Source organism: Streptomyces sp. NPDC088097 (assembly GCF_044741845.1).
In the GTDB taxonomy this organism is placed as follows: Bacteria; Actinomycetota; Actinomycetes; order Streptomycetales; family Streptomycetaceae; genus Streptomyces.
Window position 1 is genome coordinate 372,933 of record NZ_JBIUTJ010000003.1, and the last position, 15,654, is coordinate 388,586.

The 15,654-nt window shown below is 73.2% G+C and carries 11 protein-coding genes; 7 read left to right on the forward strand and 4 right to left on the reverse strand.

The annotated features are described in order from the left end of the window. Positions 1-126: 126 nt before the first annotated feature. Positions 127-1,434 carry a M48 family metallopeptidase gene (locus tag ACIOD1_RS11705; RefSeq protein ID WP_401901732.1) on the forward strand — a complete coding sequence of 436 codons (1,308 nt, stop codon included), beginning with the start codon at positions 127-129 and terminating at the stop codon, positions 1,432-1,434. A 340-nt stretch (positions 1,435-1,774) separates the two neighbouring features. Continuing rightward, positions 1,775-3,067, forward strand: coding sequence for a PucR family transcriptional regulator (locus ACIOD1_RS11710; protein ID WP_401901734.1), 1,293 nt, complete (start codon positions 1,775-1,777; stop codon positions 3,065-3,067). On the opposite strand, the gene ACIOD1_RS11715 is transcribed toward ACIOD1_RS11710, so the two are convergent. Next, positions 2,976-4,925 (reverse strand): APC family permease, encoded by a 1,950-nt coding sequence (locus tag ACIOD1_RS11715; protein ID WP_401901736.1) that lies wholly within the window; start codon positions 4,923-4,925, stop codon positions 2,976-2,978. The two genes, ACIOD1_RS11710 and ACIOD1_RS11715, sit on opposite strands and share 92 nt — an antisense overlap. 231 nt (positions 4,926-5,156) lie before the next feature. Between ACIOD1_RS11715 and ACIOD1_RS11720 the strand changes: the two genes are divergently transcribed. Then, positions 5,157-5,570, forward strand: a complete 414-nt coding sequence (locus ACIOD1_RS11720; RefSeq protein WP_365611965.1) for an SHOCT domain-containing protein — start codon at positions 5,157-5,159, stop codon at positions 5,568-5,570. Between the two features lie 101 nt (positions 5,571-5,671). On the opposite strand, the gene ACIOD1_RS11725 is transcribed toward ACIOD1_RS11720, so the two are convergent. Both ACIOD1_RS11725 and ACIOD1_RS11730 read right to left on the reverse strand, forming a co-directional pair. After that, on the reverse strand, positions 5,672-6,127 hold the full coding sequence (locus tag ACIOD1_RS11725) for a (2Fe-2S)-binding protein (RefSeq protein WP_365611962.1): 456 nt from the start codon (positions 6,125-6,127) through the stop codon (positions 5,672-5,674). Between the two features lie 31 nt (positions 6,128-6,158). Beyond that, positions 6,159-8,405, reverse strand: coding sequence for a molybdopterin cofactor-binding domain-containing protein (locus tag ACIOD1_RS11730; RefSeq protein ID WP_401901738.1), 2,247 nt, complete (start codon positions 8,403-8,405; stop codon positions 6,159-6,161). A gap of 341 nt (positions 8,406-8,746) precedes the next feature. On the opposite strand from ACIOD1_RS11730, the gene ACIOD1_RS11735 reads away from it, so the two are divergent. Together ACIOD1_RS11735 and ACIOD1_RS11740 are read left to right on the forward strand one after the other, a co-directional pair. Further along, positions 8,747-8,995 (forward strand): SCO4226 family nickel-binding protein, encoded by a 249-nt coding sequence (locus ACIOD1_RS11735; protein ID WP_365611956.1) that lies wholly within the window; start codon positions 8,747-8,749, stop codon positions 8,993-8,995. Positions 8,996-9,206: 211 nt separating this feature from the next. Further along, positions 9,207-10,643: a SpoIIE family protein phosphatase gene (locus ACIOD1_RS11740; protein ID WP_365611953.1), complete on the forward strand. Its 1,437-nt coding sequence runs from the start codon at positions 9,207-9,209 to the stop codon at positions 10,641-10,643. A 104-nt stretch (positions 10,644-10,747) separates the two neighbouring features. Here the strand turns inward: ACIOD1_RS11740 and ACIOD1_RS11745 are convergent, their stop codons facing one another. Further along, positions 10,748-12,244 (reverse strand): hypothetical protein, encoded by a 1,497-nt coding sequence (locus ACIOD1_RS11745; protein WP_365611950.1) that lies wholly within the window; start codon positions 12,242-12,244, stop codon positions 10,748-10,750. A gap of 231 nt (positions 12,245-12,475) precedes the next feature. Here ACIOD1_RS11745 and ACIOD1_RS11750 point away from each other — a divergent pair, with 231 nt between their 5' ends. Together ACIOD1_RS11750 and kstD are read left to right on the forward strand one after the other, a co-directional pair. Beyond that, complete coding sequence (locus ACIOD1_RS11750) at positions 12,476-13,600, forward strand: aminoglycoside phosphotransferase family protein (RefSeq protein ID WP_401901740.1); 1,125 nt, start codon at positions 12,476-12,478, stop codon at positions 13,598-13,600. Positions 13,601-13,809: 209 nt separating this feature from the next. Further along, positions 13,810-15,603, forward strand: coding sequence for a 3-oxosteroid 1-dehydrogenase (kstD, locus tag ACIOD1_RS11755; protein ID WP_401901741.1), 1,794 nt, complete (start codon positions 13,810-13,812; stop codon positions 15,601-15,603). The last annotated feature ends 51 nt before the right edge of the window (positions 15,604-15,654 follow it).

The window sequence follows — 15,654 nt, forward strand, 5'->3', positions numbered from 1 at the left end:
ATCGCCTCATTCTCCCCACCCGACCCCTGCCCGCGCCGTGCCCGACCCCTGCCGGCGCCCCCGCGGCCCGGTCCTCCTATCCTTCCTGAGCCGCGCGCCCTCGACGGGCCCGGTGGGGAGGGGATCATGGAGAAGACCGAGGTCACGACGGCCCCGGAGGCGACACGACCGTGCCCGGAGTGCGGAAGCGCGGTCCCGGTGGCGGAGCGGTACGTCGACTGGTGCGCGGAGTGCGGATGGAACGTGGACCCGGCCGCGCCCGACCCTGCGCCCGGCCGGCTCGCCGCCGCGCGACGGCGCCTCGTACAGGAGCTCGGCGAGCAGTTGGCCTCCGAGGTCGAGGAGGCCGCTGCCGGGGGCGCCCGCCCGGACCGGGACCCGGCCGCCGTGTTGGCCTTCGGGCTGGCCCTCCTGGTGCACGCGGTCACGCTGCTCCTCGTGGTGGGCGGCCTCGCACTGGTGCTCCTGGGATGGGACACCGGCGTGCAGCCCGTGATCGGCGCCCTGCTGCTCGGCCTGGCGGCGGCGCTGCGCCCCCGGCCGGTGCGGCTGCCGAAGGACGGCCAGGTGCTCCACCGGGCCGACGCCCCCCACCTGTTCGAGCTGGTCGACGAGGTCGCGGGCGCGGTCGGCACGACCGGGGTGCACACCGTCCTGGTCAACGCGGAGTACAACGCGTCGGTGACCACGTACGGCGTGCGCCGTCGCCGGGTGCTCACCATCGGGCTGCCCTTCTGGGAGGTGCTGACGCCGCAGGAGCGGGTGGCGCTGCTGGGACACGAGTTGGGCCACTTCGCGCACGGCGACATCCGCTACGGACGGATCACCGGCGGCGCCCTGCACGCCCTGGCCGTCTGGCACTACGTGCTCGCGCCGACCCCGGCGGAGCGGTTGCTCGACCGGTTCGTCAACGCGGTGACGTTCCTGCCCCGGTGGGTCGCCTACGGCCTGCTCCTGCTGTTGGACCGCCTGACCCTGCGGGCCTCGCAACGGGCCGAGTACCTGGCCGACGCGAGCGCGGTCCGGGCCGCCTCTCCCGGGGCGGCCGTGGGCCTGATGGACCGGCTCCTGGTCGGGGACGCGGTCGAGGCGGAACTGCGGCGGCAGTCGGTGGTGGCGCGGATGGGGGGCGGCCGCACGGGCCGGGAGGTGCGCGAGGCGGCGGAAGCGGGCCTGTGGGAGCGGCTGGCGGCGCGCGTGGCGGCGGTGCCGGAGCGGGAGTACGAGCGGCTGCGGCGGGTCTCGGCCCTGCGGGGCCACAGCGTGGACCACACCCACCCCCCGACGCACGCGCGCCGGCGCCACATGGCGGCGGGCGCACCGGTGGCCGCGCTGGTCTCCTGCGACGACGCCCGCGCGGCGGCGGTGGCCGCCGAGCTGGCCCCCTCCCGCGAGGCCCTGGCCCGGCTGGTGATCCGCGAGTACGCGGGCTGACGGGTCGGGTCCGACCGGCGGCCGGAGGCGGGGCGGGGCGGGGCGGGGGCGGGGCGGGGGTGGGGCGCGTCGGGACGGATCCGGGACGGGTCGAGTCGGATCGGGTCCGGGACGGCACGGCACGGCACGGCACGGGTCGGGTCGGGACGGGCCGAGTCGAGTCGGGTCGGGACGGGTCCGGGACGGCACGGGTCGGCACGGGACGAGTCCGGCACGGGTCGGTCCGGGTCCGGGACGGCCGTAACCGGGCGCCGTTGGCGCCGGTTTCGGGACGCGCCGGCCGACCTGACTCCCTCCGGGCCCTCCCCAGCGACCCCTCCCCCGTGTCAGGCTGCCCGTCATGGAGCGGATCATCGAGGAGATACGCGAGGACCTGAACCGCCGGATCGCCGTCGCGGCGGACCGGCTCACCGACCGGACCCTGACCGAGGATCCCGCCTACGCCGCCCTGCTCGGGCGGACCGAGCTGCGCGAGCGGATCCACCACACCTTCCGCCAAGCCGTCGAGGGGCTGGTACGCAGCTCACGGGGGCTGCCCCTCGACCTCGCCGAGCCCCACGCCACCGGCGCCCTGCGCGCCGAGCAGGGGCTGCCGCTCACCTCCTTGCGGCGGACCTACCGGTCCTGCGGGCGGCTGCTGTGGCAGAGCCTGACCGAGGCGGTGACCGCCCACGACCGGGCCGCGCTGCCGGGGCTGGTGGCCGGGGCGACCCTGCTGTGGGACGTACTGGACCAGATGGCGGACGCCGCCTCGGAGGCGTACCGGGGGGCCGAGGCCCGTCGGGGCGAGCGCGAACGGGAGCACCGGGCCGCCCTGTTGGACGTACTGCTCGACGGCGCGGCCGGGGAGGCGGACGCGGCCGAGGCCGCCGGTCGGCTGGGGCTGCCCGGCCGGGGCCGCTTCGCGGTGGTCGCCCTGGACGGCCGCTCGGGGCCCGACGGTGTCCCGGCGCCGCGACCCGAGGGGGACCCGGCCGGGGGCCCCGGCGCGGGGGGTGCCGAGGGCGTCGGTCCGTTCCCGCGGCTGCTGTGGCGGATCCGGCCCGACGGGGAGGTCGGCCTGGTCGAGCTGGGCCACCACCCGCTGGAGTCCCTGCGCGAGCTGTTCGCCCCGCTCGGGGTCCGCGTCGGCGTCAGTCCCGTCGTGGCCCTCCCGGTCGAGCTGGCCGGGGCCCACCGGCTGGCGGCCCTGGCCCTGCGCACGGCGACCGCGGCGGCCGGCCCGGCCACCGCCCTGCTGGACGAGGGCCTCCCGGCGGCGTTGGTGGCCGCCGACCCCGAACTCGCCGCCCGACTGCGGGAGGTGGTGCTGGGGCCGATCCTGGCGCTGCCCGCCGACGACTCCCGGGTCCTGTTGAGCACCCTGGGCACCTGGCTGGCCTGCCGGGGCTCGACCACGTACGCCGCGCAGCGGCTCTACTGCCACCGCAACACGGTGTCCAACCGGTTGCGCCGGCTGGAGCAGCTCACCGGACGCGCCCTGTCCGATCCGGCGCACGTGGTGGAGCTGGCGCTGGCCCACGCCGCGGTGGCCCAGCGGCCTACCCCTTCGGTTCCGCGGCCTCCCGGGACTCCTGGCTCCGTGCCGATTCCAGCAGGTACGGCACGTCGATCACCGCGACCCCGGGGGTGAAGAGCAGCCGCGCCTTGAGCCGCAACGCGTTCTGGTTGTGGAGGGGTTGCTCCCACCAGTGGCCGACGACGTACTCCGGGATGACGACGGACAGGACGTCGGTCCCCTCGGCGGCGGCCTGCTCCTCGACGTAGGCGAGGACCGGCCCGACGACTTCCCGGTAGGGCGAGTGGAGCACCTTCAGGGGAACGCCCGGGTCGTGCGCGGCCCAGGCGGCCCGCAACCGGGCCGCGTCCTCTTCGTCTGCGGCGACGGAGAGCGCGGTCAGGGTGTCGGGCCGCAGCCCTTGGGCGTAGCCGAGGGCCTTGAGGGTGGGGGCGTGCACGGAGGCGACGAGGACGACGACGTGGTGGCGGGTCGGCTTGCGCGGTCGGACGCCGGGGGCGACGGCGACTTGGCGGGCGACCTGGTCGTAGTGGCGGCGTACGCCCTTCATCCCGATGAAGAGCGCGGGCATCGCGATGACGACCAGCCAGGCCCCGTGGGTGAACTTGGTGAGCAGGACGATGATCAGGACCACGGCGGTCATGACGGCGCCCACCGCGTTGATGGCCAGTCGGCGGTGGATGTGGACGCGGTCGGAGCGGGGTGTGTCGGGTGAGGCCAGCTCCGTGCGCCAGTGCTTGACCATGCCGGCCTGGGAGAGGGTGAAGGAGACGAAGACGCCGATGATGTAGAGCTGGATGAGGCGGGTCAGTTCGGCGTCGAAGGCCACGATGAGGATGATCGCGGCCAGGGCCAGCAGGACCACTCCGTTGGAGTAGACGAGGCGGTCGCCGCGGTTGAAGAGCTGGCGGGGCGCGTACCGGTCCTTGGCGAGGATGGAGGCCAGCATGGGAAAGCCGTTGAAGGCGGTGTTCGCGGCGAGGACGAGGACCCCGGCGGTGACGGCCTGGAGCAGGTAGAAGAGGAAGTGCCAACTGCCGAAGGTGGCGCGGCCGATCTGGGCGAGTGCGGTGGACATCGGGGTACCGGGGGCCAGGCCCAGCTCCGTGGGGTCGGCGGCGACGTGCACCTTGTACGCCATGGCGAGGACGGTGATGCCGACGAACATGGTCACGGAGAGGAAGCCCATCGCGGCGAGGGTGGTCGCCGCGTTCTTGGCCTTGGGCTTCTGGAAGGCGGGCACGCCGTTGCTGATGGCCTCGACACCGGTGAGCGCGGTGCAGCCGGAGGCGAAGGCGCGCATGGCGAGCAGGACCAGGGCGAAGCCGGTGTAGGTCCCCTCGGCGGTGATGGGCAGGTGCGCGGACTCGGCCCGGATCGTGTCGCCGGTGGCGAGGCGGACGGCGGCGAAGGCGAACATGAGGTAGATGACGAGGACGAAGCCGTAGGTGGGGATGGCGAAGATGCGTCCCGACTCCCGTACTCCGCGCAGGTTCATGACGGTCAGCAGCACCACGAAGGCCACGGACAGGACGACTTCGTGGTCGCTGAGCGAGGGGATCGCGGAGGTGACGGCGGCGACCCCGGACACGACGGAGACGGCGACCGTCATCACGTAGTCGACGAGGAGGGCGCTGGCCGCGGTGAGCGCCGCGGACGGGCCGAGGTTCACGGAGCTGACGATGTAGGCGCCGCCGCCGCCCGGGTAGGCGTGGCAGGTCTGCCGGTAGGAGGCGATGACGACGACGAGCAGGAAGACGATGGCGGCGGCCGCGTACCAGGTGAGGTGGAGCAGGGCGACGCCGCCGAGGGCGAGGATCAGCAGGATCTCCTCGGTGGCGTAGGCCACCGAGGAGAGGGGGTCGCTGCAGAAGATGGGCAGGGCGAGCCGTTTGGGCAGCAGGGTCTCGCCCAGTCGCGCCGTGTCGAGGGGTTCACCGACCAGCACACGTTTCGCATTGATACGCCTCATTCCGGCATACTCGTGCATTTCGGTCGATTTCCCGAGGCTCTGTGCCTGTGTCCCCACGGGAAACCCGCCGGAACCCGGCCGGGGGCCGGGCGTACGGGACGGCGAGCGGGCGGCCGGAGGGTCCCCGTCCGGCCCAGTGGCGATCATGCGGGGGTGGGGGGATGGTGATCGGGCGGGCCGTCGACGTGTGCGAGCAGCGCGGGGCGGCCGCCTCGACGGAAGGAGACGGCCGTGGACGCTCCTGTCTACCTGGCCTACGACTACCCGGTCCTGGGAGCGTTCTGGACCGTGATGTGGATCTTCCTCTGGGTGATGTGGCTGATCCTGTTGTTCCGGATCGTGGTGGACGTCTTCCGCGACCACGAGATGAGCGGCTGGTTGAAGGCGGCCTGGCTGATCCTGCTGTTCCTGATCCCGTTCCTCGGCGTACTGGTCTACGTGATCGCCCGCGGACGCAACATGGGCAGGCGCGAGATCAAGCACGTGCAGGAACAGCAGGAGGCCTTCAACACCTACGTCCGTGACACCGCGCGGGGCCCCGGCACGGGCACCGCGGACGAGCTGGGCAGGCTGTCCGACCTCAAGGCGAAGGGCGAGCTGACGGAGGCGGAGTTCCAACAGGCCAAGGCGAAGCTGCTCGCCTGAGGACCGCCCGCGACCACTCGCGTCACCCGCGACCGCCCGCGACCACCCGCGATGCCGTCGACCGGGCCCGGGCCATCGGCCTCGGGCCCGGTCGACGGCCGTCACATCTTCGCGGCCGCGCTGCGGATGGCCTCCCGGATGCGGAAGTAGGTACCGCACCGGCAGATGTTGGCGATGGCGTCGATGTCCTCGTCCGTGGGCTCGCTCGTCCGCCCCAACAGGGCCACGGCGGCCATGATCTGTCCGGGCTGGCAGAAGCCGCACTGGGCGACGTCCTGTTCGAGCCAGGCCTCCTGCACGGGGTGCAGCCGCTCCCCGTCCGCGAGCCCCTCGATCGTGGTGACCGTCCTGCCCGCGCACGCGGACACGGGGACCACGCAGGGGCGGACGTCCACGCCGTCGAGGTGGCTGGTGCAGGCCTTGCACACGTCCACCCCGCAGCCGTACTTCGGTCCGTGGACCCCGAGCAGGTCGCGGAGCACCCACAGGAGCGGCAGGTCGTCGGGCGCGTCCACGGTGACGCTCCGCCCGTTGACGGTGAAGGTGTGCGAGGGCACGGCGTACTCCTGGGTGCGGGCTAGGGCTGCCCTAGCGCGGATAGGGAACGAAGTCGACGTCGAAGGCGAGGGGGAAGCTGCGCGGCTTCGAACCGGTGGCCCGGGCCCAGGCGTTGGCGATGGCCCCGACGGCCGCCGGGACTCCCAGCTCGCCGGCCCCGCCGGGTTCGGTGCCCGTCGCCGGGAGCACCACCACCCGTACCTCGCGGGGGGTGTCGCGCTGGCGAGCCCAGTGGAACTGCCCGTAACTGCCCTCCAGCGGCAACCCCTTGTCCAGGTGGAGCCCGGCCCGCAGGGTCGTGGAGATCGCGTCGGTGAGGCCGCCGATCATCTGCGCCTCCAGCCCGCGCGGGTTGACGGGCAGGCCCACGTCCACCGCGATGACGGCCTTGGTGACGCGGACGTGCTCCGGGTCCCGGCAGTCGATCTCGACCAGGCAGGCCGTACGGGACTTGTACTCCTCGTGGAAGGCGATGCCCTGCGCGCAGCCCGCCGGCATCGCCCGGCCCCACCCGCCCTCGGTGGCGGCCCGGTCCAGGACGGCGCGCTGGGCGTCGGTCTTGAGGAAGGTGCATCGGAAGCGGTACGGGTCCTTGCCGGTGGCGGCGGCGAGTTCGTCGACCACGATCTCCTCGGCGCCGCGGGTGTTGGCCGAGTACACCGAGCGCCAGGACCCCGTGGGGATGCCGGTGGGCACCTCGGTCAGCGCCTGCGTGGTGAGGCCGAAGTGGTACGGGGACTTGACCGTGGTCAGGAACAGGGTCTGGGCGAGGGTGGCGTTGCCGATGCCGGTGGGCAGGCTCGCCGCGGTGGCGGTGACGATCTCGCCCAGTCCGTGGCGGAAGTCGGTCTCCACGGCGGCGACCCGGTGTTCGAAGCTGAGCACCTCGCCGAGGAGGTGGGTGGCGCGGATCCGGTGGTGGGTCGCCGGACGCATCCGGCCGTGCCGGGTGTCGTCCACACGGGTCCACATCAGCTTCACCGGACGCCGGCAGGCCTTGGAGATCCGGGCGGCCTCCAGGGCCGCGTCGAAGAACAGCCGGCGGCCGAAGGAACCGCCCGCCTGGACCACGTGCACCCGCACCGTGGCGAGCGGCAGGCCGAGTTCGGCGGCGATGGTCTCCCGGGCGACGATCGGGGACTTGAGCCCGGACCAGATCTCGGCCCCGTCCTCGCGCACGTCGGCGATGGCGGAGTTGGTCTCCATCGGGGCGTGCCCGACGAAGGCGAAGTCGAACTCGGCGTCCACGTACGGGGTGAGCAGCGGGGGCACGAGCAGGGGCGGGGTCGCGGCGCGCAGCTTCGTACGGATCTGCGCGTCGGAGAGGTGGTCGGCGGGGCCGGGACCCCAGCTCACCTGAAGGGCGGCCTTGGCGTCGAGGGCCTGCCCGAAGGTCTCGGCGACGACGGCGACCCCGGTCGGGACGGTCACCACGTGCAGGACTCCCGGCATCGCCCGGACGGCGGCGAGGTTGGAGACCGCGCGGACCGTGCCGCCGAGGCTGGGCGGGCGGCGCACCACGCAGGGCTTGGCACCCGGCACGTCGAGGTCGAGGGTGTAGCGCTGGGCGCCGGTGACCATGGCGCGGGCGTCGATCCGGCTGGTCGGGGTGCCGACGAGGGAGTGTCGTGCGGCCGGCTTCGGAGAGGCGCCGAGGACGATCAGGCCGGGCGCGGCGGCCGCGGCGGACAGGTCGCCGTAGCTCGCGGTGCGGCCGTCGGGGGCGCGTACGGCGCCGCCCGCGGTGGTCAGGCCGGAGGCGGAGAGGTTCCAGCGGGCGGCGGCGGCCGCGACCAGACGGGCCCGGGCGGTGGCGGCGCACTGGCGGACCGGCCCGTAGAGGGAGCGGATCGCGTTGGACGACCCCGTGAGCTGGTTGAACAGCAGTTCGGGGCGGGCGTCGTCCAGCTCCACGCGGACGGTCTCCAGGGGCGCGTCGAGTTCCTCGGCGACCAGCATGGCGACGGCGGTGGTGAGGCCCTGGCCCACTTCCTCGCGGGGCAGCCGGAAGCGGATCGTGCCGTCCCTCTCCACGGACAGGGCGAGCAGGGCGGAGGTGGGGGCGCCGGCCAGGATGAACAGGTCGCCGAGGTCCACCAGGTCGGCGATGGCCGGCAGGGTCGGGATGACGGCGTGCGCGGGCTGCGGGGCGAGGAGGTCGGCGCCGGCCCGGGTGACGAGGGCCAGGGTGGGGGCCGCGACGAGGTGGGTCAGGAAGGAACGCCGGCTGTGGCGGGCCGGCTCGCTCCGGCCGGTCGCAGTGCTCTGTTCGGTCATGTGGTGCGTGTCCCCGCCCTGCCCCGGGCCCGCGGGAGCGGGCCGCTCCGGCTCGTTACCGACACGTAGGGTAGCGATCATGGCCTGAGCGCGGAAGTCTCGGGGAGGACGGACTGTAACGGTCGCTCCACGGGGTCCTTCGTTCGGGGGGTACCCCGGAGGGAGCCGCGAGCGGGACGGCGCACCCGCTCGACGGTGCGGGCCGTTCGCACACCTCGTCCGTACGCTCGATCCACCTCTTCGGGAGCGCCGATTTCCGGCCGGTCGGCGGGAGCTTCCAGCGGTCGCCCGGAGTCGCGCGCGGGCGGACGATGAGAGAAAGAAGGAGGAGGTGTTCCACCATGGCCACCTTCATGGATGTCCACACGGACATGAAGGGCATCACCGCCGAGCAGTTGCTCGCCGCTCACCAGGCTGACCTGGCGATCGAAGGCGAAGAGGGCGTGCACTTCGAGCGGGCCTGGGCCGATCCCGAATCGGGCACGGTGTACTGCCTGTCGTCGGGGCCCTCCGCCGACGCGGTGCGGCGGATCCACGAGCGGACGGGTCACCCCGCGAACGAGATCCATCCGGTCCCGGTGATCGTCTGAGGCCGCCGGCCATCCGGTCGGTCGGGCGCCGTCCCGGCTGACCGGATTCGTTCGTACGCCGATGACGCGGCACGGGAGGCCTCGGGCATATGCCCGACGCAAGACCGTTACGGATGTTGCCAAACGCCTTACAGCCCATCGCCCGCTGTGCAACAGTCGTTACCGGTCCTTCTTTCAGACCTGGCCGTGCCGCGCCTGTATCGGAGTTCTCATGCCGTCCCACCTGTACGCGGACCGTCCCGCGCAACCGCCGGAGCCCGGGTCGGTGGATGCGCTGATCTCGCAGACGCGCAGGCTGCGGGGCGAGGTGGACGCGGTGCGCCGCGACACCGTCGTGGACGACGACGACGCCCAGGGCCGCTGGCAGCGCGCGCTGTGCGATCTCGCCGTGCACCACCTGGACGACATCGGCCAGCACCTCGGCCAGCTCAAGGAGGGGCTCCCGCCCGCCCCCGAACCCACCGGACCCGCCGGGCCGCCCTACGGGGCGCCGCCGGAGGCCACGGCCGAGGACCGCCAGACGCGGGTCGGCAGCGCCGAGTGGAACCTCCTCACCGACGAGGTCACCTGGTCCGAGGAGCTGTTCCAGATCTTCGGCAGGGCCCCCGAGGCCGGCGCCCTGCCCCTCGACGAACTGGGCTCCACCCTCTTCTCCGAGGACCAGCCGCTGCTGACCACGATGGTCACCGACTGCCTGGTCGACGGCAGGCCGATAGACGGCGAGTTCCGCATCGTCCGCGCCGACGGACGCGTCCGGACGCTCCATATGAGGGGCGAACCCGTCCTCGACCCCGACGGCTGCACGGCCTCCATGTGGGCGGTGTTGCGGGACGTGAGCGAACTGCGCCGCAGCCAGCGGGCGGTGCGCGAGTCCCGGGACTCGCTCCAGCGCCGGCGGGAGATCGCGCAGACCGAACACCGGCTGGCGGTCGAACTCCAGGAAGCGGTGCTCCCCCCGTGGCGCGGCTCCCTGCGGTTCCCGCACGACAGCTCCGGCACCATGGACGTGGCCGCCCACTACCTGCCCTCCTCCACCAGCGCCCTGATCGGCGGCGACTGGTACGACGCCCTCGAACTCCCGGACGGGCGCTCACTCCTGACGGTCGGTGACCTCACCGGACACGGGGTGAGCGCCACCTCCGGGATGGCGATGATGCTCGGCGCCCTGCGCGGGATGGCCATGGCCGGGATCGAACCGGGCCCGCTGATGGGCTGGCTCAACCAACTGCTGGAGACCTCCGTCCAACCGGCACTCGGCTCGGCCGTCTGCTGCCGCTACGATCCCGCCCGCCGCACCCTCTCCTGGGCCCAGGCCGGCCACCCCGCCCCGCTGCTGTTCCGCCGGGGCCAGGGCCGGGCGCTCCAGCCCCCGGAGGGCGTGCTGTTGGGCGCGACCTCCGGCGCGGTGTACGGGCAGGCCGAGGAACTCCTCGAAGAGGGCGACGTACTCGTCCTGCACACCGATGGACTGACACCGCGCAGCATCGAGTTCGGACGGACGGACGGGACCGAGCGGTTGCTCGCGCTCGCCCCTCGGTTCTCCGCGGCGCGCTCGGCGCGGGACTGCGTGCGGATGGTGACCGAGGAGTTCGGCGAGGGCGGTCGCGAGGACGACGCCTGTGTACTGGTGGCCCGGATCGGTTTCTAGCCGAAGCCGGCCGAAGGCGCCGACCGGGCCTCGTACGGAACTCGGGGCCGCGCCGTATGGCGCGGCCCTTCTCCGTTGCCGCCGCACCTTGCCCCCCTGCTTCCCTAGACCTCCGAGCCCCGGCCCACGCGCTGCGCCGGGGTGTCCGGGAGGGCCAGCTCGATCTCCTCGCGGAGGTCCTCGATCCGCGCGTACCCGGCGTACTGGCCCGTGAGCCGGTACATCTCGCGCAGGCGGTCCCACGTCCGGTGCGAGGAGGTCTCGTTCATCGAGACCAGGGCGAGCCGGGCGTAGCGGTCCGCCTGCTCCGGTTCGTCCGCGATGAAGCAGGCGGAGGCCAGGGAGAGGTAGTCGAAGATCTGCGAGCGCTGGTAGCCGTCGCCGCGCAGCCGCAGGGCCTCCCGGGCGTGGTCGGCGGCGATCGGCGCGGCCGAGGCGTCGTGGTCGGCGAGCGTCCGGTACGCCAGGGCCTGCATGCCGTGCAGGTCCGCCTCGTCGAAGTGCTGCATCCACGAGGGCGGGGGCACGTCCCCCTTGTCCGAGACGAACAGGTCCTCGGCCTCGCCCAGCGTGCGGCGCATGGCCTGGCCCTTGCCCATGGCGGCCTGCGCCCAGGCCTCGATGGTGTGCAGCATGGCGCGGGTGCGCGGCAGGGTCTGCTCGCCGGAACCGGACTGGGCCAGTTTCATCAGGTCCAGGGCCTCGTTCGGCTTGCCGAGGTGCACCATCTGGCGGGCGGCTCGGGACAGGGCCTCGCCGGCACGCGGCCGGTCCCCGCCCTCACGGGCGGCGTGGGCCGCGATGACGAAGTACTTCTGCGCGGTGGGTTCGAGGCCGACGTCGTGCGACATCCAGCCCGCCAGGACCGCCAGGTTGGCCGCCACCCCCCACAGCCTGCGCTGCAGGTGGTCCGGGTGGTGGTAGGCGAGCATCCCGCCCACTTCGTTCAGTTGGCCCACGACGGCCTTGCGCTGGAGTCCGCCGCCTCTGGAGGCGTCCCAGGCGCGGAAGACCTCGACGGAGCGCTCCAGGGCCTCGATCTCCTGGGAGCCGATCGGCGCGGCCTCGTAGCGGTCGTATCCGGCGGGATCGGCCTGGAGGGCGTCGCCGAAGCGGTGCGCGTTCTTGGCGGTGGCGGGGTCGGTGTGCAGCCAGTCGTACATGGCGTTGCTGAGGGCTGAGCCGGCGGTGAGCGCGACTCCCGCGCCCATCAGGCCGCGACGGTTGAGCATGAGGTCCATTCCCGTGAATTCGGTGAGGACCGCGGCTGTGCGTTCGGGCGCCCAGGGAAGGCCGTCCGGGTTCTCCTTCGCCCCGTCCGGTTGCCGTTTGCTGGTGCGCCGCTGCCGTACGAACCCGAGGTCCTCGATGGTCACGACACGACCGAGCCGCTCGGTGAACAGTGCTGCCAGTACCGTGGGCACCGGTTCGCGCGGGGTCTCCCCCATGTCGATCCAGCGCCGCACCCGCGAGGTGTCGGTGGCCAACTGGGGGTGACCCATGGCGGCCGCCTGCCTGTTGACCATCCTCGCCAGTTCGCCCTTGGACCAGCCGGCCAGGCCGAACAGGTCGTTCAGACGGGTGTTTGGACCTTTGCTCACGTCAAGCCCCCAGGTTCTCGGCTGAGTTGACAGTAGCCCCCCGTCAGATGCCCAGCGACTATTCGCCAGGGTTCGCCAGGGCACGCCCGGTGGTTCGCCAGGGACCCCCGGGTGTCAGGTAGGAATGCGCCTCCCCGACCCGGTCACCGGCGGAACTCCCCAGGGTGAAGCACGGGATCCGGCGGGGCGGCGTACGCAACTCGTCGGCGCACGAAGGGAACTGTAAACGCCATGTACGCAGCAACGACCTCCGTGTCCGCCCCCGTACGGTCGCACCGCACGCTCCAGGCGGGCGGCGGCCCCTACCTCGAACCCGGCCGCCCGTCGGCCCCCGTGCAGAGCGGCGTCCGGTCGCGGCGGATGCCGGGAACCGGATCGCAGCCGCTGAGCGGCAGACTGGACCTGTCGGGTCCGCAGGGCGCGCAACTGCGCACCGCGCTCGCGTCGGTGCAGCGGATCTGTCCGGAGTTCGCGCCGGTACAGGTCCTGCGGCGCAGCGGCCGATCGGTCCTGTTGGTGGGGACCACCGGACGGATGACCGCCGTCGCGAAGATTTTACTGGATCACTCGCCCGAGTGGCGCGAGCGGTACCAGCACGAAATAGCGACGTACCGGACCTTCGTCCGGCACCGCCCGCCGGTCCGCGTGCCGCGGCTGATCGCCGCCGACCCGGAGAACTGCGTCCTGGTCGTGGAGCGGATGGCCGGCCGGGTCGCGGCCCTGCAGCGGCACCCGGTCGAGGCTCCGCCGCGTACGGACGTACGGGCCGCCCTCGGCGCGGTGTGCCGGGTGAACCAGTGGCGTCCGCCGGCCGACCTGTTCGGGCAGCCGCTGGACTACGCGCGGCGGATCGCGCGGGACCACGGGCTGGGGCTGCTGACCGACCGGGACTTCGGCGACCTGCAGAAGCTGCTCCACGGGCTGCGGCCGGCCGGGATCCCCTGGCAGTTCAACCACGGTGACGCGTTGCTGTCGAACCTGCTGTTGTCCCCGGCCGGTCCGGTGCTGCTGGACTGGGAGCACGCGGGTTGGTACCTGCCGGGCTACGACCTGGCGACGTTGTGGACGGTGCTCGGCGACGCCCCGGCGGCGCGGGGGCAGATCAGTCGGCTCGCCCAGTCCGCGGGGCCGGCGTCCAGGGACGCCTTCCTGGTGAACCTGATGCTGGTGCTGACCCGGGAGATCCGGATGTGCGAGACGGCCCTGCACCGCACGATGCTGGCGGCCGGCCCCGCGCAGCCGCTGCCCACCGGCGCCCTGTCCTCCGGGGAGGAGCAGCGTCTGCTGCTGCGCCGCCTGCACGACGACGCCGGGATGGCGCGCAGGGCGGTCCGCGCGGCGGTGGGAACCCGCTGATCCGGCGCCCGCGGGCGCCCGTACGGGACCTCGTGCGCAACCCGTGGCCCACACACCCGGTGTGTGGGCCACGGGTTTCTTCGGGTCCGGGGAATGTCGGCCCGGGGTGCGTGTGCCTTGACTTCACATGATCCCCCGAACACCTTTTCTGACTCAGCATCAGAAATGCTGGAGCCGCCGTCCCCTCCCCACCCCGCTGGAGCCTTCCCATGACCGAGCACCAGGACAGATCACCGACCCGTCCCGCCCTGCCCTCCCGCCGTACGGTGCTGGCCGGGGCGGGGGCGGGCGCGCTCGCCGCCACCGTGCTGCCGGGCTCCGTGGCGCACGCCGCCGAGCCCACGCTCGGCGAGTACGACGTCGTCGTGGTCGGCTCGGGCGCCTCGGGGATGACCGCCGCGCTGACCGCCGCCAAGCGGGGCCTGAGCGTGCTCGTCGTCGAGAAGGCCCCGACCTTCGGCGGATCGGCGGCCCGTTCGGGAGCCGGGATCTGGCTGCCGAACAACTCGGTGATCCTCGGCGCGGGCGTGCCGGACACCCCGCAGAAGGCGGCGCAGTACCTGTCGGCGGTGGTGGGGCCCGCAGTCCCCGCCGACCGGCAGGGCGCCTTCCTCGCCAACGGGCCCCGGATGCTGGACTTCGTGATGGCGAACAGCCCGCTGAAGTTCCGTTTCATGGACGGCTACAGCGACTACTACCCGAACCTGCCGGGCGGGCTGCCGAACGGCCGCTCCATCGAGCCGGACCAGATCGACGGGAACGTCCTGGGCGCCGAGCTGGCGCGCCTGAACCCCGCGTACATGCCGGTGCCGGCCGGGATGGTGGTGTTCAGCCAGGACTACAAGTGGCTGAACCTGGCGGCGGTCAGCGCCAAGGGCCTGGCGGTGTCGACCGAGTGCCTGGCGCGCGGAGCAGCGGCCGCCCTGCGCGGGGAGAAACCGCTGACCATGGGCCAGGCACTGGCCACCGGGCTGCGGGCCGGACTGCTGCGGGCGGGGGTCCCCCTCTGGCTGAACAGCCCCCTGGTCGACCTGGTGCAGGAGGGCGGGGCGGGCGGCGCCGTGACGGGGGTCGTCGTGGAGAAGGAAGGCGTACGGGGCGTGGTCCGGGCCCGCAAGGGGGTGGTGATCGGCTCCGGCGGCTTCGAGCACAACGCGCAGATGCGGGCGCAGTACCAACAGCAGCCGATCGGCACCGAGTGGTCGGTCGGCGCGAAGGAGAACACCGGCGACGGCATCCGGGCGGGCCAACGGGCCGGCGCGGCGACGGCGTTGATGGAGGACTCCTGGTGGGGTCCGACGATCCCGCTGCCCGGGGAGCCGTACTTCTGCCTCGCGGAACGCACCCTGCCGGGCGGCCTGGTCGTCAACCGCGCGGGGGCCCGGTTCGTGAACGAGGCCGCCCCGTACAGCGACGTGGTGCACGTGATGTACGAGAAGGACCGCGGGACGACGGGCTCGCACATCCCGGCCTGGCTGATCGTGGACCAGAACTACCGCAACCGGTACCTGTTCAAGGACATCCTGCCGACGCTCCCCTTCCCCGACGCCTGGTACGACGCGGGCGCGGCGAAGAAGGCGTGGACCTGGGACTCCCTCGCGAACCAGATCGGCGTTCCGGCGGGCGCCCTGCGCTCGACCCTCAACCGGTTCAACGCCCAGGCGTGGAACGGCGCCGACCCGGACTTCCACCGGGGGGACACGGCCTACGACCACTACTACACGGACCCGGCGGTGCGGCCGAACTCCTGCCTGGCGCCGGTGTGGGTGCCGCCGTTCTACGCCTTCAAGATCGTGCCGGGCGACCTGGGCACCAAGGGCGGGATCGTCACCGACGCGCGGGCGCGCGCGCTGCGGGCCGACGGATCGGTGATCCCGGGGCTGTGGGCGGCGGGCAACGCGAGCGCGGCGGTGATGGGGCACAGCTACGCGGGGGCCGGATCGACGATCGGACCCGCGATGACCTTCGGCTACGTGGCGGCCAACGACATCGCGGACGCGTAGGCCCTGGCCGGCCCGTGGACGCGGGCCGGTGCACGCTCCCGGCCGGCTCCT

Coding starts and splice junctions, on each gene's coding strand:
- ACIOD1_RS11705 (WP_401901732.1), top strand. CDS start 127: ATGGAGAAGACCGAGGTCACGACGGCCCCGGAGGCGACACGACCGTGC.
- ACIOD1_RS11710 (WP_401901734.1), top strand. CDS start 1,775: ATGGAGCGGATCATCGAGGAGATACGCGAGGACCTGAACCGCCGGATC.
- ACIOD1_RS11715 (WP_401901736.1), bottom strand. CDS start 4,925: ATGAGGCGTATCAATGCGAAACGTGTGCTGGTCGGTGAACCCCTCGAC.
- ACIOD1_RS11730 (WP_401901738.1), bottom strand. CDS start 8,405: ATGACCGAACAGAGCACTGCGACCGGCCGGAGCGAGCCGGCCCGCCAC.
- ACIOD1_RS11735 (WP_365611956.1), top strand. CDS start 8,747: ATGGCCACCTTCATGGATGTCCACACGGACATGAAGGGCATCACCGCC.
- ACIOD1_RS11740 (WP_365611953.1), top strand. CDS start 9,207: ATGCCGTCCCACCTGTACGCGGACCGTCCCGCGCAACCGCCGGAGCCC.
- ACIOD1_RS11750 (WP_401901740.1), top strand. CDS start 12,476: ATGTACGCAGCAACGACCTCCGTGTCCGCCCCCGTACGGTCGCACCGC.
- kstD (WP_401901741.1), top strand. CDS start 13,810: ATGACCGAGCACCAGGACAGATCACCGACCCGTCCCGCCCTGCCCTCC.